We start from the raw sequence: 23267 nt of genomic DNA, 5'->3' as shown, positions 1-23267 counted from the left end.
CAAAAAGTTATTCTGAAAAACTAAATAAAAAATCCTTTGTTTTGACCTTGTTAGGGTGCGAAATGTGAGTTATACATCATCATGATAAACATCCCCTCTCCACATAAATCTGTTAAAGCATAATAAAGTTCCATCCTGTTTTTAAATAGACAGTCACTTTTATACAGTTAATTATTTAATGTGAAAACACTTTAGTTATAAAAATCATCATCGACTAGCAATCCAATAATTCGACAATATACAAAAAATTCCTCCAAACGTAAATAAAAAATACTCATTCCTAAAGATGGAATGAGTAAACTTAATCCCTAAAATTATTCAAATTAAAAAGTTTACCGTTACTTATGATACGGTTCCCCCCGGTTAATCCGAAACGCACGGTAAATTTGTTCAAGGAGAATGAGACGCATCAGCTGGTGCGGGAACGTCATTTTGGAAAACGATAACGCTTCATCGGCGCGCTGCATCACTTGTTTGCTTAAGCCGAGCGAACCGCCGATGATAAAGGCGATTTTGCTTTTTCCGTAAGTGGCAAGTTTGTCTAGGCTGGCGGCAAATTGCTCGGACGATTTCATCTTTCCTTCGATCGCTAAGGCAATCACATACGCGTCATTGGGAATTTTCGCTAAAATGCGTTCCCCTTCCCGCTGTTTAATTTGCTCCATTTCTTGTTCACTTAAATGTTCTGGCGCTTTTTCATCAGGAACTTCAATGATATCAACTTTCGCATAACTGGATAATCGTTTTTTATATTCGTCAATCCCTTGCATCAAATACTTTTCTTTTAACTTCCCAACAGAAATAATGTGAATATGCACAACTCATCCCCACTTTACAAACAAAATATCCACAACATTTATCCACATATACACAGTATATATCCACATATTGTGTAAAAAACATTAGTTCCCTACTATATATACGGCTTTATTCGTACAAAAATCGCATGATTTCTCTGACTTATCCACAGAAACAAACGAAATATTCGGCGCTTGTTCCATTTTATCCACATACATGTCGATGGCTAAATCGATATGTTCTTCACAGCAGAAAAACATGTTCTCATCTCCTTTTATCCACATGTGGAAAAAGAATAAGGAGCGAATATAGCGCTCCTTGTTTTTTATTTATGGTTAAAACGATTCTTTCTCTAATTTTATCGTCACTGTATGTTTTTTGCCGTCTCGATAAAATGTTACTTTCATTGTATCGCCAATCGATTTTTTTGTGTACAAATATTTTCTTAAATCTAACACATCACGAATTTTGTGATCATCTAATGCTACGATCACATCAAATTGCTTTAATCCCGCTTGCGCTGCTGGAGACATTGGCACTACTTGAATGACAGCCACACCTTCTGTCACATCTTTTGGCAAGTGCAAAGTTGCTTGCAAATGATAAGAAGAAATATCGCTTAAGGAGCGAAGTTCTACCCCCATATATGGGCGGCGTACTTGTCCGTATTTTTCTAAATCTGAAATTACCGGAATCGCTGTATTGATTGGGATGGCAAACCCAATTCCCTCCACTGCTTCTTGGGCAATTTTCATGGAGTTAATGCCAATAACTTGCCCTTGAATATTGACAAGGGCGCCACCGCTATTGCCCGGGTTAATGGCAGCATCCGTTTGCAATACTTCTGCATTCCAATCCGGAGTACCATCTTGGTCTAAGTCAATTTCTACGGTTCGATTCGTTCCTGATATAATTCCTTGCGTAACAGAGCCAGCGAATTGCAACCCAAGCGGATTGCCGATCGCAATGACTGGTTCTCCCGGTTTGACTGTATCTGAATTGCCAAACTCAGCTACTTTTTTGACATGCTTCGCATCAATTTCCAATACTGCTAAGTCCATTAACACATCGCTTCCCAACAGCTTCGCTGGCACTCTTGTTCCATCTTTTAAGCTTACTTCTAATTCACTGGCGTTTTCGACAACATGATGGTTCGTCACAATAAATGCTTTCCCATTTTCTTTTTTATAGATGACGCCTGAACCAGTTCCCGCTTCTCCGCCCTGCGACCAAAAGTTCGCTGCTTGAATGTTTACAATGCCAACAACCGCATCGGATACTTTATCAATCGCTTTTGTTACTTGGCTTGACACATCGACAGAAACTTGTTGCCGTATAGCAGGTTCTTTTGCTGTTTCTTCATTTTGTACCTGTTCACTCTCTCTCGGTGTAACTTGATAAGGAAGCACATTCCATTTTGAAAGAGCTGGAACAGAAATTACTACTAATAACCCTCCTAAAACAGCGCCAACTAACGCGGAAAAAAACCAGCGGCCACGGTTTCCCTTTTGTTTTTGCTGGTATTCGTAGTGATCATCGTAATATCCCATGCGCATCAACCCTTTCAGCAACGATAATTGTTCAATAAGAAAGCATATCTATTCCCATTATACTCTTTTAAAGAATAGAAAATCCATTTATCAACACATAGACGTGCTGATGAACCAACACTCATGACAAACATATTTACCTATTTTTGACGAAATGGCGATTATACATACACAAGTTTCGTTGCTATTTTCGGGTCAGTATCATATAAATCAAACTGATCTCCGATTGCCAATCCTCTGTTTGCCAACGTTTGCGCCACCGTCATCCGAGCCAATTCCTTTATATTATTATCCTGACTTAGATGCGCTAAATAAATTCGTTTTGTGCGGTCTCCGATCACATCGGCTAACGCTAGCCCCGCCTCTTCATTAGAAACATGACCAACATCGCTTAAAATGCGGCGCTTGACGTTCCACGGATACTTTCCCATTCGCAGCATTTCCACATCATGATTGCTTTCAAAAATAAATACATCGGCATTTTTGATCGTCCCTTTCATCCGATCGCTAACATAGCCTGTATCCGTAATTAACGCAAGTTTTTTTCCTTCATGATAAAATACGTAAAACATCGGCTCTGCCGCATCGTGTGATACACCGAACGACTCTACATCAAGATCGCCAAAAGAACGCACTTTGCCTAATGGAAAAATAAACTTTTGCTCGGTGGGAATATCGCCAATTAACCCTTCCATTGCCTTCCATGTTTTTTCATTCGCATAAATAGGCAGTTTATACTTTCGGGCAATGACGCCTAATCCTTTAATATGATCGCTATGCTCATGTGTCACTAAAATCGCCGTTAAGTCACGCAAATCGCGATCAATTTGCTCGAATAATTGTTCTAATTGCTTTCCGCTTAATCCCGCATCGACAAGCAGCCTCTGTTGTCCTGTTTCTATATAAAATGCATTTCCTGTACTGCCGCTTGCTAAAACGCTAAACTGCATCGCCATTTTTCTCACTCCAAAATTTTTCCTTCATCATTAATGATTTGTCCTTCGAATGCATTAATAAAATAGTCTTTTTTTCCATTAATGACGATATGCCACGTCGGCGTTAATACTTGAGAAGTGGTAAACTGAACCAGGCCGTAATACCCTAGTTCAACCGATGTGACGCGGTCCCCGGGTTGTAAATACCCTTTTTTGTATAACGTTTCAATTGCCTTAATAGCTGGGACGATATCTTGTTTTCTCTCATATTTTTGTAAATCATCTAACATCGTTTGTTCATACGATACCGCTTCGCTTTTTTCATTTAAATGTATCAATAGTTTACTGCTTTCATTATTGTAAATTATTTTTCCATCATACGTTTGGTAGCAAACGACGGTATTTGACTTTTCGTCAAATGTCCAAAACGTATACTTTTTTCCATTGACAATATGCCGCTGTAAAAATTCTTTCAATCGATATGGATCTTTGAAATTTAACGATATCGGATGAATAAATGTCCCTTTCAAAGCGGTTCCATCGTTTACCGTCACCTTTTGGCCAGGCAATTTTTTTATTTCTTCATCGGTAAACTTTTTGCTTTTCCCGCTGACATAAGTGGCTTTCGTTATTTCTTTTGGAAGCTCTACATAAGTGATGCCGTTTGCCTCCAATTGTTCTTCAATCGTTGTTTCCAAAATGACATCTAATTGGCTGCTATTTCGCTTTTCCATAAATTGATATCCTAAAAAACAATCGAGGATGAGGAACGTAATAATAAAAATCGTTTTTGTTTTACTCCAATCCACTTACGTTCCCTCCTCTCTTTTTGCTGTCTTGTTCTTTTTCTTGGTCATCTAAAGGTATCTTCTTCCACGTCTGACCGTATAAACAAAACCATGATGGTTCTAAAATAATCACTTTTTCTCGTTCCGGATCTTTTATCAGCTCATATCCTACCACAATATCTTTTACTAATTCTTTTTTAAATCCCTCCATCATTTCTATTTTTTTAATCACTTCATGACCGGATAATAACGTCCTTGGCACATTCACACGGTCGGCAACTTCTAAACGAAATAGAGGACGCTGATATTTTACAAGATCGCTGCTTCCCCATATTTGTACTATTTCAGACATGCCATATTCGTTAAATACAGGGTGGTTGTTGACTATTAGGCGAAATACGACGGTCCGTTCGTCCTCATTCCATCTAGCAAAGCGATACATATCGGTCCAGCCGCCATGCTCATTGACAAAGTCAATGCTCTTTTGAATTAAATGATCGTTTTTTTGATTCTCGCTACCGTTCAATGTCCGCGCTGCTGGGTTTACATATAACAACATTCGCTGTAAAAAATCAACATCCATTAATCGCGATCCATCGGTATATTCCTCGCCAAATGTAATTAAATCTTTTTTCACAAAACTAGGATCGCTAAACAGCGCCTCTTTAAATTTATCAGAGTCAAGCTCGTCCGTATAATATTGAAGACGATTCATTGTGACCTCTTTTTCAGGCAAAAAAATTTGCTTTGTTTCATTAATTACATAAGGAAAATAACGAGGGTATTTATCTAATTCCATTGCTAGTTTGTTAATTTCAGAAAGTGATACGTCCGTTGCAATTGCTTTATATACCCTGCGTTTTTCCGTAGAAATAAAATAAATAGAAAGCTCGTCCTTGTTCGCTAATGGAATGATTATACGGTCAAAACTAATATGTTTTATTCCTTTGTCTTCAATTTGAAAAATGGAACGATAAACATCAATAGGGATGCTATCGGGATAAACGAGTTCTAGTCTCTCTTTTTCGTGTAAAAACGATAAAAATTTTCCTTTTGGAATCGTATCGGAAATGTTTTCAAAATCATCAATGGACCATTTTTTGATTTCTTTTAAAATCTGATTTGCTTCTTCTTCTTGTACAATTCCATAATGAGCATTATTTTTATGAAACAACAGCTGTGAAGGTTGAACAATCATCGCTGGATCTACTTGGGTGTTGCTGACGGAAACGTTCTGAACGTACTCATCATTTTGCAAAACATCGTATTTTGGGTGGTATGTCCATAATACAAACGTCAGCACAATACTCACTAATACTAAAAACGTCAACACGACTGTTTTTGCTGCTTCATACATCGTCCCAGTCATCCTTTTGATCTCTTTCCAACGGTAAAGTAAAGAAAATTGTTGTTCCTTTATGCTCCTTACTTTCCGCCCAAATGGTTCCTCCATGAGCGATCACCAATTCTTTCGCAATTGCTAATCCTAACCCTGTACCGCCGAGTTTGCGTGATCTTGCCTTATCGACACGATAAAACCGTTCGAACACTTTCGCGAGATCCGCCTTAGGAATACCGACTCCTTCATCGTTGACACTCACAATAATTTCATCGGCAAGCTCTCTAACGCGAAACGTAATTTTTCCGCCTTGTGGAGAATATTTGATGGCGTTGGAAATAATATTATCTAATACTTGCGTAATTTTATCTTTATCGATTTCAATAAAAATCGCTTCTTTTGGGATTTTTCGCACAAACGTAATGTTTTCGCTTTTTGTCAATTCAAAACGGTCAATCACTTTATGAAAGTACTCCGAAAAATTTACCCATGATTTATTTAGCTTATAATCTTTACTATCCAGTTTAGAAAGCTGTAATAAGTCATTGACTAAGCGAATCATTCGTTCTGTTTCTGTTTGTACTACTTCGATAAATCGAGGAGCAATCGCTTTATCTTGCCAAGCTCCTTCCGCTAGTGCTTCCAAATAACTTTTCATTGTTGTTAACGGAGTGCGAAGCTCATGTGAAACATTGGCAACAAATTCTCTACGTTCGCGGTCAATTTTTTCTTGTTCCGTAATATCATGCAATACGACAATTAATCCGTTAATAAGTCCTGATTCTTTTTGAATCACAGAAAGTGATGCACGCAAAATATATAGCTCTTCATCCGTACTAAAATCTAAAATGAGCGAATCCCGCTCCTCCAACAGTGTTTCAAACGTATATTGGTCACCAATTCCAAGTACATCGATAATGGAACTCGACAGTACTGTTTCACGTGAAACATTCAAAATGTTTAAGGCGGCATCATTAATGAGTATAATTCTGCCGCGGCGGTCTGTGGCAATCACTCCATCTGTCATATGTGTTAATACGGATTCAAGCTTGCGCCGTTCCCCTTCTGTTGTCGCTTGTGCTTCTTGCAGCTTTTTCGTTAAATTATTAAACGTCATTGCTAATTGTCCGATTTCATCATAACCGTAAATTTTTACTTTGCGGGAGAAATCTCCCTTTGTCATCGCTAACGCTTGTTTTCGCATATCTGAAATCGGACGAGTAATCGTGCGTGACAAAAGAACACCGAGTACAGCCGTAATAGCAAGAGCAATTCCGGTTCCCGTTGCTAAAATTGTATTAATTTGTTTCATTTGTGAGAATACGTTCTCCATCGAAGCAATGATGTAAATAACTCCCTTTATTTCTCCACTCGATTTAATTGGAGTAGAAGAAATATACATACGGTGTCCTTTCTGATCTATGAACATTTGATCGACGATTTCCCCAGTCACAAGCGATCGCTTCACATAAATTTCCGTTGTCCGCTTTCCAACGATATTTTGCATATATGGATTCGATGTAGCTAACACTTTGCCTTTATGATCGATGACACGGACTTCAGAAATGTCATCGGAAACAAAATCACGGAGAAGGGAGCGGATATCTTCTTCTAACATCGGACTTTTCGAATCCCTTTCTTTATTCATCGCTTGTTCCACATTATACGCTAATAGCGTCACCCGTTCATTCAGGGAATTTTTAAAACTTTGCACTAACTCCGTTTCTAGCTTTCTAACAAAATAAACACCGATAATTTGCATCGCTATGAGAATAAGCAAAACGTATATAACGGCAAACTTGAAATGAATCGAACGAAATGGGCCTACTTTTTTCATTTGTTTTCGTTACTCCTGTTCTGGGTTGCGCAAATAATATCCGACTCCCCGTCGTGTGACAATCCATGAAGGGTGTGATGGATTATCTTCAATTTTTTCGCGGAGACGGCGCACCGTGACATCAACAGTACGAACATCACCGTAATAATCGTATCCCCATACGGTTTGCAACAGGTGCTCCCTTGTCATGACTTGTCCAATATGTTTTGCCAAATAATGCAGCAATTCAAACTCGCGATGCGTTAATTCAATCGTTTCTCCTCGTTTCGAAACGATGTATGCATCAGGACGAATAACAAGAGAACCGATAATAATTTCATTCGTATCGTTCGTTTCTTCCTGTGCAACAATTTGTGAATGACGGCGTAAATTCGCTCTTACCCGCGCTAACAGCTCTCTCGTACTGAACGGCTTTGTTACATAGTCGTCCGCCCCTAATTCTAAACCAAGTACTTTATCAATCTCTGAATCTTTTGCAGTTAACATAATAATTGGCATATCGTATTTTTTCCGTACTTCCCGACAAACTTCCATACCGTCTTTTTGTGGAAGCATAATATCAAGCAAAATAAGATCCGGCATTATTTCCTCGACTTTTTGTAACGCTTCTTCTCCATCGTAAGCACAAATTACCTCATATCCTTCTTTTTGCAAATTAAATTGCAAAATATCCGCAATCGGCTTCTCATCATCAACAACGAGAATTCGTTTTTCCATCATTCTCTTCACATCCTTCCTTTTACGATGGAATCAGAATAGATTTACCATTATTAATTTATCATGTTATCAAAATGAAATCACTCATAACCATTCGCCATTTAAAGGAGAAACAAAAAGAAAAGCATAGATACATTGCTGCATCTACGCTTTTATTATACATATTATAAATATTTCACGCATATACGCTGCGAACAACATTTGTTTGCGAACGATCTGGACCGACAGAGAAAATCGATAACGGAATGCCTGTTAATTGAGAAATGCGTTCTACATAATGGCGGGCGTTGACTGGCAGTTCGTCCAGACTTTTTACACCGGTAATATCTTCTGACCATCCTGGAAGTTCCTCATAAATTGGCTCACATTCCGCTAGCACTTTTAAGCTTGCCGGAAATTCTTCGATCACTTTTCCTTTATAGCGATAAGCAACACATATTTTTAACGTTTCAATACCAGTAAGAACGTCAATCGAGTTTAACGATAAATCTGTAATACCGCTAACCCGACGAGCATGGCGAACAACAACGCTATCAAACCAACCGACACGGCGTGGACGGCCTGTCGTTGTTCCATATTCACGGCCGACTTCGCGGATGCGGTCGCCAATTTCATCATGTAATTCTGTCGGGAATGGACCGTCGCCGACACGAGTCGTATACGCTTTTGCAACCCCGACGACATGTTTAATTTTCGTTGGTCCGACCCCAGCACCGATCGTCACGCCACCGGCGACTGGATTTGAGGAAGTAACAAATGGATAGGTTCCTTGGTCAATATCAAGCATGACGCCTTGTGCGCCTTCAAAGAGAACACGGCGCCCTTCATCAAGCGCGTTATTTAACACTACAGACGTATCGCAAACATATTTGGCAATTTGTTGTCCATATTCGTAATATTCATCTAAAATATCTTCTAGCTTAAATCCTTCGACGCCGTATACTTTTTCAAAAAGGACATTTTTCTCTTGCAAATTACGAGCCAATTTTTCTTCAAATACTTCGCGATCTAACAAATCGACAATGCGGATGCCGACGCGCGCCGCCTTATCCATATACGCAGGTCCGATCCCTTTTTTTGTCGTGCCGATTTTGTTTGCGCCTTTCCGCTCTTCTTCGAGTTCATCCAGTTTTAAATGGTATGGCAAAATAACATGCGCACGATTGCTAATGCGTAAATTATCAGTTGAAATGCCGCGATCGTGCAAATATTTCAACTCCGCCACTAATGCTTTCGGGTCAACTACCATTCCATTTCCGATGACACAAATTTTATCTTTATAAAAAATTCCGGACGGAATTAAATGCAATTTATACTTCTCTCCATTAAAGACAATCGTATGCCCAGCATTGTTTCCGCCTTGGTATCTTGCAATGACTTCCGCATTTTCTGATAAAAAGTCAGTAATTTTCCCTTTTCCTTCATCGCCCCATTGCGTCCCGACAACGACGACTGACGACATGGCGAGCACCTCCACCTTTAACTCGATATAAACATTGTAAGTGTAGCAGTTTTTCAAGGGAAAGTCAATAAAACACGAACATTTATATATATTAATCATTTATTATTCGTGTATGAACCTCTCCTACCTTCATTCCATAAAGAGGTGGGAGTTTCTTACTACCTCCATCGAAAAAGCTTCTGCGTAGAAGAAAGGTGATCTCCTTCTACTCGAGCCTGCATCGGGAGGCTTCTCGTGAAAATGAAAAAATATAAGGTGCCTCTAAAAAAGCGGCACCTGTTCTTCGTTATGCTCCTGGCGGAATTTGCGCATCATCAAAACGGCGTTCCAAATTAACGAACTTGTTGTATTCTTTAATAAATGCAAGCTGTACGGTCCCGACTGGGCCGTTCCGCTGTTTGGCAATAATGATCTCAATAATATTTTTATTCTCCGAATCTTTATTGTAATAATCGTCGCGGTATAAAAAGGCGACAATATCCGCATCTTGCTCGATGCTTCCGGATTCGCGGATATCGGACATCATCGGCCGCTTATCTTGGCGCTGCTCGACGCTTCGAGAAAGCTGGGATAAAGCGATCACCGGCACTTCTAATTCACGAGCCAACGCTTTTAAAGAACGGGAGATTTCCGAAACTTCTTGTTGGCGGTTTTCTCTATTTCTGCCACTTCCTTGAATGAGCTGCAAGTAGTCGATGACAACCATGCCAAGACCGCTTTCTTGCTTTAAGCGGCGGCATTTGGCGCGAATATCGCTGACACGGACGCTAGGCGTATCATCGATATAAATGCCGGCGTTCGACAAGCTTCCCATCGCCATCGTTAGCTTGCCCCAGTCTTCCGGCGTTAACCTCCCTGTCCGTAAATTTTGCGCGTTGATATTTCCTTCCGCGCACAACATCCGCATCACTAGTTGCTGGGCGCTCATTTCCAAACTAAAAATCGCGACGTTTTCATTCGTCTTTGTCGCTACGTTTTGCGCAATATTTAAAGCAAATGCCGTTTTCCCTACAGAAGGACGGGCCGCAACAATAATAAAATCGCTGCGCTGAAATCCCGATGTCATGCGGTCAAGCTCGGTAAATCCAGTCGGGATTCCCGTCACCTCGCCTTTTCGATTATGGAGCATTTCAATATTATCGTACGTCTGCACAAGGACATCTTTAATATTTTTAAATGCGCCTGAATGTTTGCGCTGTGAAATCTCCATGATTTTCTGTTCTGCTTCGTCAAGCAAAACATCTACTTCATCTTCTCTTGTGTAACCGTCTTGCGCAATCGACGTGGCGGTGCGAATCAAGCGGCGCAACACCGATTTTTCTTCCACGATGCGCGCGTAATATTCAACGTTTGCCGCCGTTGGTACAGCATCGGCCAGTTCGCTTAAATATGACACTCCGCCGACTTCTTCCAATTGCTGCGTATCGGCAAGCTCCGCCGTCACTGTGACTAAATCGACAGGCTCTCCTTTATCCGCAACGCGAAGCATCGCATGGAAAATTTTTTGATGGGAAGCACGATAAAAATCTTCCGGAATTAAAATTTCCGAAGCTAATGTTAAGGCGGAAGGATCAAGAAATATAGCACCTAACACAGCCTGTTCCGCCTCGATGCTTTGCGGAGGAATTCGTTCTGAAAATAGATCGTTCATGTGATTTCACCACCTTTTTCCCCCGTTTTTCCTGCCATAAGAAAAATGTGATTATATGAGGAAAACATCCTCATAAAATCACATTTTATTCTCATGTTACCGATATTGATGGGGAAACGAATTTACTTTTGTTCGGTCACATGTACTTTTAATGTTGCTGTGACTTCCGGATGAAGTTTTACAGGTACATTCGTATATCCTAATGAACGAATGGCATCGTCCAGTTCGATTTTACGCTTATCAATTTTAATTTGGTGCTGGGATTGAAGAACTTCAGCAATTTGTTTGCTTGTAATCGATCCGAATAAACGACCGCCTTCCCCAGCTTTCGCGGACAATTCCACCGTTATTTGTTCTAGCTTTTCTTTTAATTGTTTTGCTTTTGCAAGCTCCTCTTCCGCTTGCCGTTGTTCTTTTCGTTTTTGCGCCTCTAGCGCTTTTATGTTTGCTGGTGTTGCTTCAATGGCAAGCCCTTGTTTAAAAAGGAAATTGTTTGCGTATCCGTCAGCGACGTTTTTAATTTCCCCTTTTTTTCCTTTTCCTTTTACATCTTTAAGAAAGATGACTTTCATGATTCCTTACCTCCTTCTAGATAATCATCAATTGCTGCTCGCAGGCGCTGTTCTGCTTCTTCTATCGTTATATCGGAAAGCTGTGTAGCAGCATTGGTTAAATGGCCGCCTCCTCCTAAGCTTTCCATAATGATTTGAACATTGATATCTCCTAAGGAGCGAGCACTAATGCCAATCGTTTGGTCCGTTCGCTTTGAGATAACAAACGAAGCAACGACTCCGCTTAATGTTAATAGCGTATCAGCCGCTTGGGCAATTAACACTTGATCATATGTTTCTGTTGGATCCCCTTTTGCAATGGCGATTCCTCTCGAATCGATAGACGCATTTTCAATAATTTTTGCCCGCTTTACATAATTTGTGATACTTTCTTTTAGCAATTTTTGCACTAAAACAGTGTCAGCGCCTTGAGCACGTAAATAAGAAGCAGCATCAAACGTCCGTGAACCTGTGCGAAGCGTAAAACTTTTCGTATCAACCACAATTCCTGCAAGAAGCGCCGTCGCCTCCAGCATCGACAGCTTCATCCGTTTTGGCTGGTATTCTAACAGTTCAGTCACCAGTTCAGAAGTGGAAGACGCATATGGTTCCATATAAACAAGAATCGGATCATTAATAAATTCTTCACCGCGACGATGATGGTCAATAACAACAATATGATCTGTACGGTATAATAATCTTTCTTCTACGACTAATGAAGGACGGTGCGTATCAACAACAATAACCAACGTATCCTCTGTAACCAACTCAAGCCCTTGTTCTGGCTTAATAAATCTTGACCATAGCTCCGAATGCTTTTTCAATTCCTCAATTAAACGTTGTGCCCCAGAATTCGTTCGTGCCGTATCAATGACGATAAATCCCTCTTTTTGATTGGATTGTACTAACTTTAAAATTCCGATAGCAGCTCCAAGTGCGTCCATATCTGGGTATTTATGCCCCATAATCAGCACTTTGTCGCTTTCTGTAATCAATTCCCTAAGCGCATGAGAAGTGACACGGGCACGAACCCTTGTACGTTTCTCCATTGGATTGGTCTTTCCACCATAAAACTTCACTTTCCCGTTGCCTTGTTTAATGGCAACCTGGTCGCCGCCGCGGCCTAGCGCTAAATCTAAACCGGATTGTGCCAACAATCCCAATTCCGGAAGCGATGATACACCAGTGCCAATCCCAATACTTAACGTTAACTGGACATTATATTTCATCGTCTGTTCACGGACTTCGTCTAAAATGGAAAACTTGCTTTTTTCCAATTGCTTGAGAATATGCTCATTCAAGACAGCGATAAACCGCTCGGACGACGTCCGTTTTAAAAATAGCCCATAATCATTCGCCCATTTGTTCAAAATGGACGTCACATGGCTATTCATCTGGCTTTTCGCCTGGTCATCCATTCCTTGTGTAATTTCATCATAATTATCAAGGAAAATAATGGCCAATACTAATCGTTCTGCCTCATATTGTTTTTGTAATTCTACCTGCTCCGTCACATCGAAAAAGTAAAGAAGCCTTTCCTCGCGTCTTATAATGACTTTAAATTGCCTTCCATGAATGTTAATGATTTCTTCATTTATTTGCTCCTGCTTCAATAAAGCGACTAATGGATCAGAAAGATCATATAACGAACGGCCTATTAACGTCTGCTCTTTAAAGCAAGAAGCTAAAAATTGATTCGCCCATTCTACCTCATAGTCATCATTAATCAACATGATTCCAATGGGCATTTCCATTAATGCTTCTTCGCCAACTTTTTTAATTCGATACGACAAGTTGGAAATATATTGCTCAAGCTCTGCATATAATGACCGTTGTGAATGGATCACGTAATAAAGTACAAAACCAAGGAGCAAAAAGCTAACTATCCCTAATATCCATTGAAAATAAAACAAAAACGCTGCAAAAACAACCGATAATGCAATAAAAGCGTATAAGGGATAGCGATACGCTTTCCTTTCATAAAAATGAGACATTCAAAAGTCAGCTCCTACATAGAAAAATAATCTGCCTTATTCAATTATCATATGCGTTTTCGCAAATCAAATCCTAAATCAATTATACCTAATATCGCGATAAGATAAAGTAAAAAAGGCAGGAATAAGCATAGGATCGTTCCACCGATCACGATTCCTTTCGGTACATTCTTTTTATTGGCAGCATAATACAAGAAAGAAAACCCTTGAACAATAAAAAGCAGCTGTAATAAATAATATACGTTTAAAACGGCAAGATAGGCAAATGTTCCTTTTTCTAACGGAATGAATGAAATAACAAGCACGAGCAAATAGCACCATAATAAGTTTTTTGGTAATGTAAAATCACGAAACGGAGGCCACGTGCCGACTGGCAGCTTTAATCGTTTTAAAATTGGGATAGAGACGGCCATTGTTGCGTAGGCAAGCAAGAAAGCAGCGATGACAAACAACGTCGGGGTTACGTATTTTATAAGTTCCAATCCTTGTTCAAATTGTTCCTGTAATTGTTTTGTCGGCGTTTGCCCCATTCCTTTCATAATTTGCATCGCGGTCTCAAATGATTGGCGAAATGCTGAGAGCGTTTCCTGAATGATATCCATCTGCAAAAATTTTACGGAGATGACATAATCGATGACTATGTTCATAAGAAATATAAGCGCGCTCGTCAGTAAAATCATATAACGGCTTTTATTTTTGGCAAGCATTACCCCAATCGCAATCCCTGCTGTTCCAAACATCAATGCAACCGGCAAAGAAAGAAGCGAACCAATCAGCGTAGAAATAATAAGCGAAGCCACAAGCAAAAGAAGTGCATATGCATAACCGTGCCTCATCGTAAAAATCATAAACGGCAGCGATAAAAATAATATAGCAATCATCCCTAACAGCGGTACATATAGGGAAACTAAAAATAAAACGGCAAACAGAGCAAGCTGAATCGCCGCCTCCGTAATGATGTGCGTTTTTCGCAATTTTCCATTCTCCCTCCTTACGTCCATCGTATCACAATGACGGAGAAATAAATAGAAAAAGCAGTAAGGATTTCCCCCTTACTGCTTTCGTATTTTATTCGTCTGCTACGTATGGCAATAATGCCATTTGACGAGCGCGTTTAATCGCAACCGTCAATTTACGTTGATATTTCGCGCTTGTGCCAGTAACACGGCGAGGTAAAATTTTGCCGCGCTCCGAAATGAATTTCTTTAACAAGTCTACATCTTTATAGTCGATATGTGTAATTCCGTTCGCTGTGAAATAGCATACTTTCCGGCGTTTTGCGCGTCCGCCTTTACGTCCTGCCATCATATATCCTCCTTTCTCCTTTATCTTTATCCGATCAAGGCGCCTTTTGCTTTTTGATTAAAACGGTAGGTCATCATCCGAAATATCGATCGTTTGACCATCGTTTGCAAAAGGATCTTCATCTATGCGACTAAAATCTTTTTCGTTTGGATTGCGATGGTTCTGATCTGGTCCAAATGGGAATGGCTCCCCATAGTAGCCGCCTGCTGCCACTCCACGCTGTTCTGTGCTACTTTTCGGCTCAAGAAATTGGACGCTATCAGCAACCACTTCCGTTACATATACACGCCTTCCATCTTGACCTTCATAGCTGCGGGTTTGTAAACGACCGTCTACTCCGGCTAAACTTCCCTTTTTTAAGAAATTCGCGACATTTTCGGCTTGACGACGCCAAACAACGCAGTTAATAAAATCCGCTTCACGTTCACCTTGCTGGTTTGTAAACGGACGATTGACAGCGAGCGTAAACGTGGCAACAGCCACCCCATTTGGAGTATAGCGTAATTCCGGATCTCTCGTTAACCTTCCTACAAGAATTACGCGATTAATCATCAGAACCACCTCTTAACGTTTAAAAAAAATTATTTTTCTTCTTTTACGACAATATGACGGATAATATCGTCGCTGATTCTTGCTAAACGGTCAAACTCTTGCACCGCTTTTGGCTCAGAGACGACATTCAAAATCATGTAATGACCGTCACGGTATTTTTTAATTTCATATGCTAAGCGGCGTTTGCCCCAATCCGTCACATTTGTAATTTCCGCACCATTTTCTTTTAAAATATTATTGAAACGTTCTACTAGAGCTTGTCTTGCTTCTTCGTCCATATTTGGGCGGATAATGTACATGATTTCGTACTTTCTCACGCTAGTCACCTCCTTTTGGTCTAAACGGCCCTTTGGATAAGGGCAAGGAGTAAAACATTACTCACATTTTTTGATTATATCATGCTAGAAAACGATAAGCAATATTAAACATTGAAGCGGAAATAAATAATATCGCCATCTTGTACTTCATAATCTTTTCCTTCCAACCGGATTTTTCCTGCTTCGCGTGCCGCCGCCATCGACCCAGCTGCAATCAAATCGTCATAAGAAACCGTTTCCGCACGAATAAATCCCCGTTCAAAATCGGAGTGAATAATTCCCGCACACTCTGGCGCTTTCATCCCTCGGCGGAACGTCCATGCGCGCACTTCTTGTTCCCCTGCAGTGAAGAACGTTGCCAATCCAAGCAAGTTATATGATGCGCGAATTAATTGATCTAGACCCGATTGTTGAATGCCAAGTTCTTGTAAAAACAAATCTTTTTCCTCATCATCCAATTGAGCGATTTCTTCTTCAATTTTTGCGCAAACAACGATCACTTCAGCATTGTCGCTTTTCGCAAATTCGCGAACTTGTTTGACGAACGGGTTGGCATCTGGATTAGCGACATCCTCTTCACCGACATTAGCGACATATAACATCGGTTTGATCGTTAATAGGTGAAGCTGCTTGACTACTTTCATTTCTTCTTCTGTAAATGAAAGGGTTCTCGCCGGCTTTCCTGCTTCGAACGTTTCTTTCAGGCGCACCAGAATATCATATTCAAAAACGGCGTCTTTATCTTTTTGTTTCGCTATTTTGCCAACGCGGTCTATGCGTTTATCGACCGTTTCTAAGTCGGCGAAAATGAGCTCTAAATTAATCGTTTCAATATCCGCAAGCGGATCGACTCTTCCCGCTACATGGGTGATATTTTCATCCGTAAAACAACGAACAACTTGACAAATGGCGTCGACTTGGCGAATGTGCGATAAAAATTTATTCCCAAGCCCCTCTCCTTTACTTGCCCCTTTGACAATTCCGGCAATATCGGTAAATTCAAACACGGTCGGTACCGTACGTTGCGGTTTGAACATTTCCGTCAACACTTTCAACCGCTCATCCGGCACTTCAACAATACCAACGTTTGGTTCAATTGTACAGAAAGGATAATTAGCAGATTCTGCTCCCGCTTTTGTAATCGCATTAAATAGCGTCGACTTTCCGACGTTCGGCAAACCGACGATTCCTGCTGTTAATCCCATAATTTTTCCACTCCTCTTTTCCGTTCACATCTTTCCTCATTATAGTGAGTCCAAAAGAAAATGACAAGCGCATTCGCGCGCTAGCCATTTCATCGTTTTTCAATATTCACTAAGCAGTCGTATAATGTGCTTCCGCATCCGTTATCAGATTCGCGGTCCGATGTTAATACATTGACAGCACCGCCAAACTTCACCCATTGCCCCTCATCGATATTGATCTCGCAAGAATTTTTACCGTTCCAATTAATTCGCCTCGGTCGTTAAACACTCTCGCTTGATCTCCTTCCGCCAATCCTTTCTCCTTGGCCACATCTTTTGATACTTCAATTTTGATCGATTGAATGGATTCAACAAGATGGTAATGTTGCGAATGGTTGGAGCGAAGCGGATGAATGGTTAATAAACGATGCGCTCTAGAAGCGCAAGCGCGGCAATATCAAAACATTGTCCGACTTGTAGATTGCCGAAGTTCGCCCCGCCCCCCGGAATGCCAACATTGCCGCTTATCGCTACAAGCGCGTCAATCCAGTGAATCGTATTGCCGCCATTGGCATATCGCTGCATGCCAAGCCCTAAATATGTCGCAGTTGGACGCTCTCCGTAAATAACAGCTAATTGCGTCATCACGTCGCGGTCTACTTCCGTGAGACGCCTAATTTTTTCCATCGTTATACTTTCCAGTATCGCCTCGACATCGGCAAACGCAGCGGTATGCTGTTCAATAAACGCACGGTCTTCCAAACCTAAGCGCAGCATTTCTTTTATAATTCCCATCGCCAAAAATGCATCCATCCCCGATATACATGTCGGATGTGTTTCATCTCCGTCTACTTTTGCTACTTTTCCATCTTGAATAGTTACTTTTAACCCGCACACATCCTAACAATTTAACGGGCACGATGTAACGCGTATCTCTTCCATAACTCTCCTCTCCTTTTCGTTATAGAAAGAGCATGAGGCTGTTACTCCTCATGCTTCACTAACACTTTTTTCATCTTTCGTACAAATTCTTTTCGCGGAAGCAACACGCTATGAGCGCAACCTTCGCATTTGATGCGAATATCCGCGCCTAAACGGATCACTTTCCAGCGGTTCGTTCCGCACGGATGCGGCTTTTTCATCTCAACAATATCATACAACCCAAATTCTTTATTCATTTATTCACCCCTACCTTTTACTTAGGCGTTTTCTTTCGCTTGTTGAGCCGATTCTTTTTCTTGATCTTTACGATTATAGAGAACAAGGCGTGGGAATGGAATTTCGATTCCTTTTTCGTCCAAATGCCTTTTTACTTCTTTTCGAATTGCTCTTGCAATGGAAATATGGCGCATCGGTTTTGTCTCGCAAACAATGCGCATTACCACTTCAGAACTAGCTAAATTTTGAACGCCTAATAGTTCAGGTGGAGCAACCATATCTTCATATTTTGCCGGCAACTGCGGCAGAAGTTCGCGAATCGCTTCCTCTGCCTTTTCAATGTCCTCTTCATAAGCAATGCTGACATCTACTACCGCAACGCTATTACTCAAGGAATAATTTGTCACTTGTGTAATACTTCCATTTGGTAAAATGTGAATTTCTCCTGTCCAACTTTTAATTTTGGTTACCCTTAGGCCAATTTCCTCCACATATCCTTCGAAATTACCTATTCGTACATAATCTCCAACCGCAAACTGATCCTCAAAAATAATAAAAAATCCGGTAATGACATCCTTCACTAAGCTTTGTGCGCCAAAACCGACGGCAAGCCCGACAATACCAGCACCTGCCAAAATTGCTTTTACTTCCACGCCAAACGTATCTAAAATCATAATCAGCGCAATAAAATATAATACGTATGTGATCACATTATTCAGCAGTCGCAACAACGTTGCTTCCCGCCGCTCCGAAATGCGGATTGGCGCTTTTTTCCGCATTTTAAAAATATTATGGACAGCAACTTTCAGAATCTTCGAAACAAAAACACATAACACTAAAATAATGATGACTTTGAGCGCTCCTGCCCCTAATTTCACCCAAAAATCTTCATTTGCGGCAAATCCAAATAAAGAGTCTAAAATCTTTTTCACTGTATCCAATGTTGTTCACACCTCTGCGTCGTTTTTCGCTTTGCATCAACATTTATTTTAACAAGATTGCTAATCAATTTGTAGCAATAAACATAATGTATATAATTTTCGTTTTTTCCGTATACTGTTAATACTTTGATGACAATTAGGAGTGGGTATGATGAGTATACCATCTATTTTTTTCTCATCCAAAGATGATAGAGAGCGTATTTTTCATGATGAACAAGGAGCTTCTACATTAATAGCGCTGCGGCTTATTTCACTGCTTCCTTCCCCTTTATCGCAGCCTGCCGCCATTGTTTGTATCGGTACGGATCGCTCTACCGGCGATTCGCTCGGGCCGCTTGTTGGTACGATGCTAAAAGAAAAACACCTTTCTCACTTCCATGTATATGGGACATTGGAAGAGCCGATCCATGCCGTAAACCTAGAAGAAAAAATCACCGCGATTCGTTCAATTCATGACGACGTATTCATGATTGCAATTGACGCTTGCTTAGGACGGCTCAAAAGCGTTGGCGCCATTACGATCGCAAAAGGGCCGGTACGGCCAGGCGCCGGGGTGAATAAACAGCTTCCACCTGTCGGTGATCTTCATATTACCGGAGTAGTGAACGTTAGCGGATTTATGGAATTTTTCGTTTTGCAAAATACTCGTCTTCATCTTGTGATGAACATGGCAAAAACGATCGCCAACGGCATTTATGAGGCGGATCGAAAATTAAGCCGAAAGGAATTTTGGACGAATACAACCATCGTCAAAGACTCCCAACAGCCATTCTAATCATAAAAAATCCCCTCTTTGTTGTGATGAACAAGAAGGGGGTTCTTTGTTTTTAAAAAAAATGAAGAACGGAAACCGCGAAAGCAGTTACTATAATGCTAGGCAGCAAATTCGCTACACGTATGTTCGTAATACCAAGCATATTTAAACCAATCGCCATAATTAAAATTCCTCCTGTTGCCGTCGATTCAGTAATGAACGAATCGACAATTTCTTTTGGCACCCATCGCTCAATTTGCGTCGCAAGCAGCGCGATTCCTCCTTCATACATCATGACAGGAATCGCCGAAAAAATAACGCCAATACCGAGTGTTGTTGTTAAAATAATACTCGTGAAGCCATCTAAAATCGATTTTGTATACAAGACGCGATGGTCGCCGCGCAATCCACTATCAAGCGCGCCAACAATCGCCATTGCTCCAATGACAAATAATAATGTGGCGCTGACAAATCCTTTTGCGATATTTCCTTCTTGGTCCCCTCCTACTTTTTTCTCGACCCATTCACCGAGCTGATTTAGTTTTTGGTCCCAATCCCATATTTCTCCTAACACTCCGCCAAAAACAAGACTAAAAATGACAATGAGAAATTGTTCGCTTTTCATCCCCATTTGAATTCCTAGCAACGCTACGGCAAGCCCGATTCCTCCCATCACCGTTGCTTTTAATCGTTCCGGGATATGTTGGAATAATTTCCCTAACAATGACCCGACCACAATACAAATTCCATTTACAATCGTCCCTAATAGTACCACGATGCGTTTCCTCCCGTTCATTACCATAAAAAAATAAACCACCAAAGATGATGGCCTACTTATTCATCCAATCGCACATCTAACAATTCTAGTATTCTTTCTAAATCTTCAGAAGAGAAAAATTCAATCTCAATTTTTCCTTTTTTTCGAGTTTGTTTAATCGTTACATTCGTTCCAAATTTTTCCCTTAACAAAGATTCACTTTCCTTCAGAAAAACGCTTTTTTCCACTGGTTTCCGCTTTGGTGTTTCACGTGAAACATTTTTATTCATTTCTTGAATGAGCTTTTCTAGTTGGCGGACGTTTAACTGCTCGCGAATAATACGGTCAACAACGAATTTCATCTTATTTTTGTGCTTCAGCCCTAACAGCGCACGGCCATGCCCCATCGAAAGCGTTCCATCTACAAGCATCTTTTGTACGTCCTTTGGCAACGACAATAAACGAAGATGGTTGGCGATATGAGGGCGGCTTTTTCCTACGCGGCTGGCAATCTCTTCTTGTGTAAGCTGCAGCTTTTCCATTAACATTTTATAAGCCATTGCCTCTTCAATCGGATTTAAATCTTCACGCTGCAAATTTTCCAACAGAGCCAGTTCCATCATTTGCTCATCTGTCAATTCACGCACGACAACCGGAACGGTTTTTAAATTCGCTTCTTTTGCGGCGCGATAACGCCGTTCCCCAACGACAATTTCAAACCCTTTTATACTTTTCCGCACGATCAATGGCTGCAAAATCCCGTGCTGCAAAATCGACTGCTTTAATTCTTCAATCGCTTCCTGATGAAACACTTTCCTCGGCTGATAAGGGTTTGGGTGAAGTTCGCGGATATCCACTTCTTTTATTGTTTCTTCTTCCTTTAACGTCAAATTGGAAAACAACGCATCAATTCCTTTGCCAAGACCTTTAGCCACGCTCTAACACCTCCTTCGCCAATTCTAAATATACTTCCGCGCCCCGTGATTTGACATCGTACAAAATAATTGGTTTTCCATGGCTCGGCGCTTCACTTAACCGGACGTTTCGCGGGATGATCGTGTTATATACTTTTTCGCGGAAATATTTTTTTACTTCTTGAATAACTTGAATACCTAAATTCGTACGGGCATCCAGCATCGTTAACAAAACGCCTTCAAGCCGTAAATCATGATTTAAATGTTTTTGTACAAGCCGAATCGTATTTAAAAGCTGACTAAGTCCTTCAAGCGCATAATATTCACATTGAACAGGAATAAGAACGGAATTGGCTGCCGTTAACGCGTTTAGCGTTAATAATCCCAATGAAGGAGGGCAGTCGATAATAATAAAGTCATATGCTTCCCGCAACGGATCGAGCGCATTTTTTAAACGAATTTCACGCGAAATAACCGATACGAGCTCAATTTCCGCCCCTGCTAATTGAATGGTTGCCGGGATAATATGTAAGTTTTCAATATTGGTTGGTCTTATCACATCTTTCGCTTTTAAATCCCCAATAATAACGTTATAAATACACTCATCGACGTCTCCTTTTTCAATTCCGATTCCGCTCGTCGCATTTCCTTGCGGGTCAATATCCACAAGTAATACTTTTTTTCCAATATGCGCTAAACAAGCTGCTAAATTAACCGCTGTCGTCGTCTTTCCGACTCCGCCTTTTTGATTTGCGATTGCAATTACTTTGCCCACGATGCCACCTACCTCTAATTCTTACTCATATTGTTTATTTTAACATGAAACAAATAAAATGGACTTGTTTTCTATTTATAGAAAGAAAAAAACCCCATCAAAGATAACTTGATGAGGCAAAACATTCTTCGGTTCATTACTTTTTCGGAATGCGAATCGTAATTTGATAATAGTCTTCAAATTCTTCTTCTTCTGAATCAACAGCAACGCCGCTGTTTGCCACCATGGTGAGCGACTGCCGGATGGTGTTGACGGCGATGCGCATATCTTTACTAAATGCTTTTCGTTTTGGTTTCGGTTTCGGATTCGCCGCTTCTAGCATTTTCAACACACGATCTTCCGTTTGCTTCACGTTTAATTGCTTATCAATGATTTCTTGCAACAATTTTAATTGCTTTTCTTTATCTTTTAAGACGATTAATGCGCGTGCATGACGTTCCGTAATGGTTCGATGCAACAAAGCTTCCTGCACTTCTTGCGGCAGCTTCAGCAGACGCAGTTTATTTGCGATCGTCGATTGTCCTTTTCCAAGCCGTTGCGCTAACGCCTCTTGTGTCAAATTATGTAGCTCTAATAGCTTCGCATACGCCATCGCTTCCTCAATCGGCGTCAACTCTTCACGCTGCAAATTCTCAATTAACGCTACTGAAGCGGTTTCTTTGTCATTTAGATTTTTAATAATCGCTGGAATTTCCGACCAACCGAGCTTTTGAACGGCGCGCCATCTTCGTTCTCCTGCAATAATTTCAAACTTTCCATCCTCGCACTCGCGGACAACAATCGGCTGGATAATGCCATGCGTATGGATCGTTAATGCAAGTTCTTCAATTTTTTCTTCGTCAAAAATCGTCCGTGGCTGAAAGCGGTTTGGAACAATTTTAGAAACCGGAATTTTTCTTACTTCTTCTTTTTCTTGTTTTTCCATCGTCTCTTCCTGTTCCTTTTCTCCAAAGCTAAAGAAGCGAGAGAAAGGATGCTTCATTCCCCT

General features: G+C 40.7%; 24 protein-coding genes and 1 pseudogene. 1 reads left to right on the top strand and 24 read right to left on the bottom strand.

Annotated elements, in window-relative coordinates:
- Positions 1–338: 338 nt before the first annotated feature.
- The 20 genes and pseudogenes from rlmH to DCC82_RS02495 form a co-directional block, all read right to left on the bottom strand.
- Positions 339–818, bottom strand: a complete 480-nt coding sequence (gene rlmH, locus DCC82_RS02590; RefSeq protein WP_015865398.1) for a 23S rRNA (pseudouridine(1915)-N(3))-methyltransferase RlmH — start codon at positions 816–818, stop codon at positions 339–341.
- An 84-nt stretch (positions 819–902) separates the two neighbouring features.
- Entirely contained in the window at positions 903–1058 is a 156-nt protein-coding gene (locus tag DCC82_RS02585) for a CxxH/CxxC protein (RefSeq protein ID WP_097353969.1), read from the bottom strand.
- A 75-nt stretch (positions 1059–1133) separates the two neighbouring features.
- Positions 1134–2348, bottom strand: coding sequence for a S1C family serine protease (locus tag DCC82_RS02580; protein WP_097353968.1), 1215 nt, complete (start codon positions 2346–2348; stop codon positions 1134–1136).
- A 161-nt stretch (positions 2349–2509) separates the two neighbouring features.
- Entirely contained in the window at positions 2510–3304 is a 795-nt protein-coding gene (locus tag DCC82_RS02575; RefSeq protein ID WP_015865401.1) for an MBL fold metallo-hydrolase, read from the bottom strand.
- Positions 3305–3309: 5 nt separating this feature from the next.
- On the bottom strand, positions 3310–4092 hold the full coding sequence (locus DCC82_RS02570) for a two-component system regulatory protein YycI (RefSeq protein WP_015865402.1): 783 nt from the start codon (positions 4090–4092) through the stop codon (positions 3310–3312).
- Positions 4079–5428 (bottom strand): YycH family regulatory protein, encoded by a 1350-nt coding sequence (locus DCC82_RS02565; RefSeq protein WP_081189415.1) that lies wholly within the window; start codon positions 5426–5428, stop codon positions 4079–4081. The genes DCC82_RS02570 and DCC82_RS02565 overlap by 14 nt, the downstream gene beginning before the upstream one ends.
- A complete protein-coding gene (gene walK, locus DCC82_RS02560) occupies positions 5421–7247 on the bottom strand; it encodes a cell wall metabolism sensor histidine kinase WalK (protein ID WP_097353967.1) in 1827 nt (608 codons plus the stop codon). The genes DCC82_RS02565 and walK overlap by 8 nt, the downstream gene beginning before the upstream one ends.
- Positions 7248–7256: 9 nt before the next feature.
- Complete coding sequence (yycF, locus tag DCC82_RS02555) at positions 7257–7964, bottom strand: response regulator YycF (RefSeq protein WP_081189421.1); 708 nt, start codon at positions 7962–7964, stop codon at positions 7257–7259.
- A gap of 175 nt (positions 7965–8139) precedes the next feature.
- The gene (locus DCC82_RS02550) at positions 8140–9426 is read right to left on the bottom strand and encodes an adenylosuccinate synthase (RefSeq protein ID WP_015865406.1); all 1287 of its coding nucleotides are present in this window, start codon (positions 9424–9426) and stop codon (positions 8140–8142) included.
- Between the two features lie 286 nt (positions 9427–9712).
- The gene (gene dnaB, locus DCC82_RS02545) at positions 9713–11077 is read right to left on the bottom strand and encodes a replicative DNA helicase (protein WP_062679392.1); all 1365 of its coding nucleotides are present in this window, start codon (positions 11075–11077) and stop codon (positions 9713–9715) included.
- Positions 11078–11199: 122 nt separating this feature from the next.
- Positions 11200–11649: a 50S ribosomal protein L9 gene (gene rplI / locus DCC82_RS02540; protein ID WP_015865408.1), complete on the bottom strand. Its 450-nt coding sequence runs from the start codon at positions 11647–11649 to the stop codon at positions 11200–11202.
- Complete coding sequence (locus DCC82_RS02535; RefSeq protein ID WP_015865409.1) at positions 11646–13622, bottom strand: DHH family phosphoesterase; 1977 nt, start codon at positions 13620–13622, stop codon at positions 11646–11648. Before DCC82_RS02535 ends, rplI begins: the two co-directional genes overlap by 4 nt.
- Before the next feature lie 47 nt (positions 13623–13669).
- A complete protein-coding gene (locus tag DCC82_RS02530) occupies positions 13670–14596 on the bottom strand; it encodes a YybS family protein (RefSeq protein ID WP_146177908.1) in 927 nt (308 codons plus the stop codon).
- Between the two features lie 94 nt (positions 14597–14690).
- Entirely contained in the window at positions 14691–14930 is a 240-nt protein-coding gene (gene rpsR, locus DCC82_RS02525) for a 30S ribosomal protein S18 (protein ID WP_003253854.1), read from the bottom strand.
- A 54-nt stretch (positions 14931–14984) separates the two neighbouring features.
- Positions 14985–15479 (bottom strand): single-stranded DNA-binding protein, encoded by a 495-nt coding sequence (ssb, locus tag DCC82_RS02520; protein WP_097353966.1) that lies wholly within the window; start codon positions 15477–15479, stop codon positions 14985–14987.
- Positions 15480–15508: 29 nt separating this feature from the next.
- The gene (gene rpsF, locus DCC82_RS02515) at positions 15509–15796 is read right to left on the bottom strand and encodes a 30S ribosomal protein S6 (RefSeq protein WP_097353965.1); all 288 of its coding nucleotides are present in this window, start codon (positions 15794–15796) and stop codon (positions 15509–15511) included.
- Positions 15797–15900: 104 nt separating this feature from the next.
- Complete coding sequence (ychF, locus tag DCC82_RS02510; RefSeq protein ID WP_097353964.1) at positions 15901–17001, bottom strand: redox-regulated ATPase YchF; 1101 nt, start codon at positions 16999–17001, stop codon at positions 15901–15903.
- An 89-nt stretch (positions 17002–17090) separates the two neighbouring features.
- Positions 17091–17805: pseudogene (locus DCC82_RS18815) on the bottom strand (molybdopterin dinucleotide binding domain-containing protein); the annotation flags it as partial.
- Between the two features lie 158 nt (positions 17806–17963).
- The gene (locus tag DCC82_RS02500) at positions 17964–18158 is read right to left on the bottom strand and encodes a DUF951 domain-containing protein (protein ID WP_097353963.1); all 195 of its coding nucleotides are present in this window, start codon (positions 18156–18158) and stop codon (positions 17964–17966) included.
- 21 nt (positions 18159–18179) lie between these two features.
- Positions 18180–19079: a mechanosensitive ion channel family protein gene (locus DCC82_RS02495; RefSeq protein ID WP_097353962.1), complete on the bottom strand. Its 900-nt coding sequence runs from the start codon at positions 19077–19079 to the stop codon at positions 18180–18182.
- Positions 19080–19230: 151 nt separating this feature from the next.
- Between DCC82_RS02495 and yyaC the strand changes: the two genes are divergently transcribed.
- Positions 19231–19854, top strand: coding sequence for a spore protease YyaC (gene yyaC, locus DCC82_RS02490; RefSeq protein WP_041269771.1), 624 nt, complete (start codon positions 19231–19233; stop codon positions 19852–19854).
- A gap of 52 nt (positions 19855–19906) precedes the next feature.
- On the opposite strand, the gene DCC82_RS02485 is transcribed toward yyaC, so the two are convergent.
- The 4 genes from DCC82_RS02485 to noc form a co-directional block, all read right to left on the bottom strand.
- On the bottom strand, positions 19907–20608 hold the full coding sequence (locus DCC82_RS02485) for a DUF554 domain-containing protein (RefSeq protein WP_015865417.1): 702 nt from the start codon (positions 20606–20608) through the stop codon (positions 19907–19909).
- A gap of 59 nt (positions 20609–20667) precedes the next feature.
- Positions 20668–21525 carry a ParB/RepB/Spo0J family partition protein gene (locus DCC82_RS02480; RefSeq protein ID WP_015865418.1) on the bottom strand — a complete coding sequence of 286 codons (858 nt, stop codon included), beginning with the start codon at positions 21523–21525 and terminating at the stop codon, positions 20668–20670.
- A complete protein-coding gene (locus DCC82_RS02475; protein ID WP_015865419.1) occupies positions 21518–22279 on the bottom strand; it encodes a ParA family protein in 762 nt (253 codons plus the stop codon). The genes DCC82_RS02480 and DCC82_RS02475 overlap by 8 nt, the downstream gene beginning before the upstream one ends.
- Before the next feature lie 136 nt (positions 22280–22415).
- The gene (gene noc / locus DCC82_RS02470) at positions 22416–23261 is read right to left on the bottom strand and encodes a nucleoid occlusion protein (RefSeq protein WP_015865420.1); all 846 of its coding nucleotides are present in this window, start codon (positions 23259–23261) and stop codon (positions 22416–22418) included.
- Between the last annotated feature and the right edge of the window lie 6 nt (positions 23262–23267).

It is taken from the genome of Geobacillus sp. LYN3 (assembly GCF_003064505.1).
Taxonomy (GTDB): Bacteria; Bacillota; Bacilli; order Bacillales; family Anoxybacillaceae; genus Parageobacillus_B; species Parageobacillus_B toebii.
Note: the sequence above shows the minus strand (reverse complement) of the source record. Positions and strands in the feature narration are given on the sequence as shown.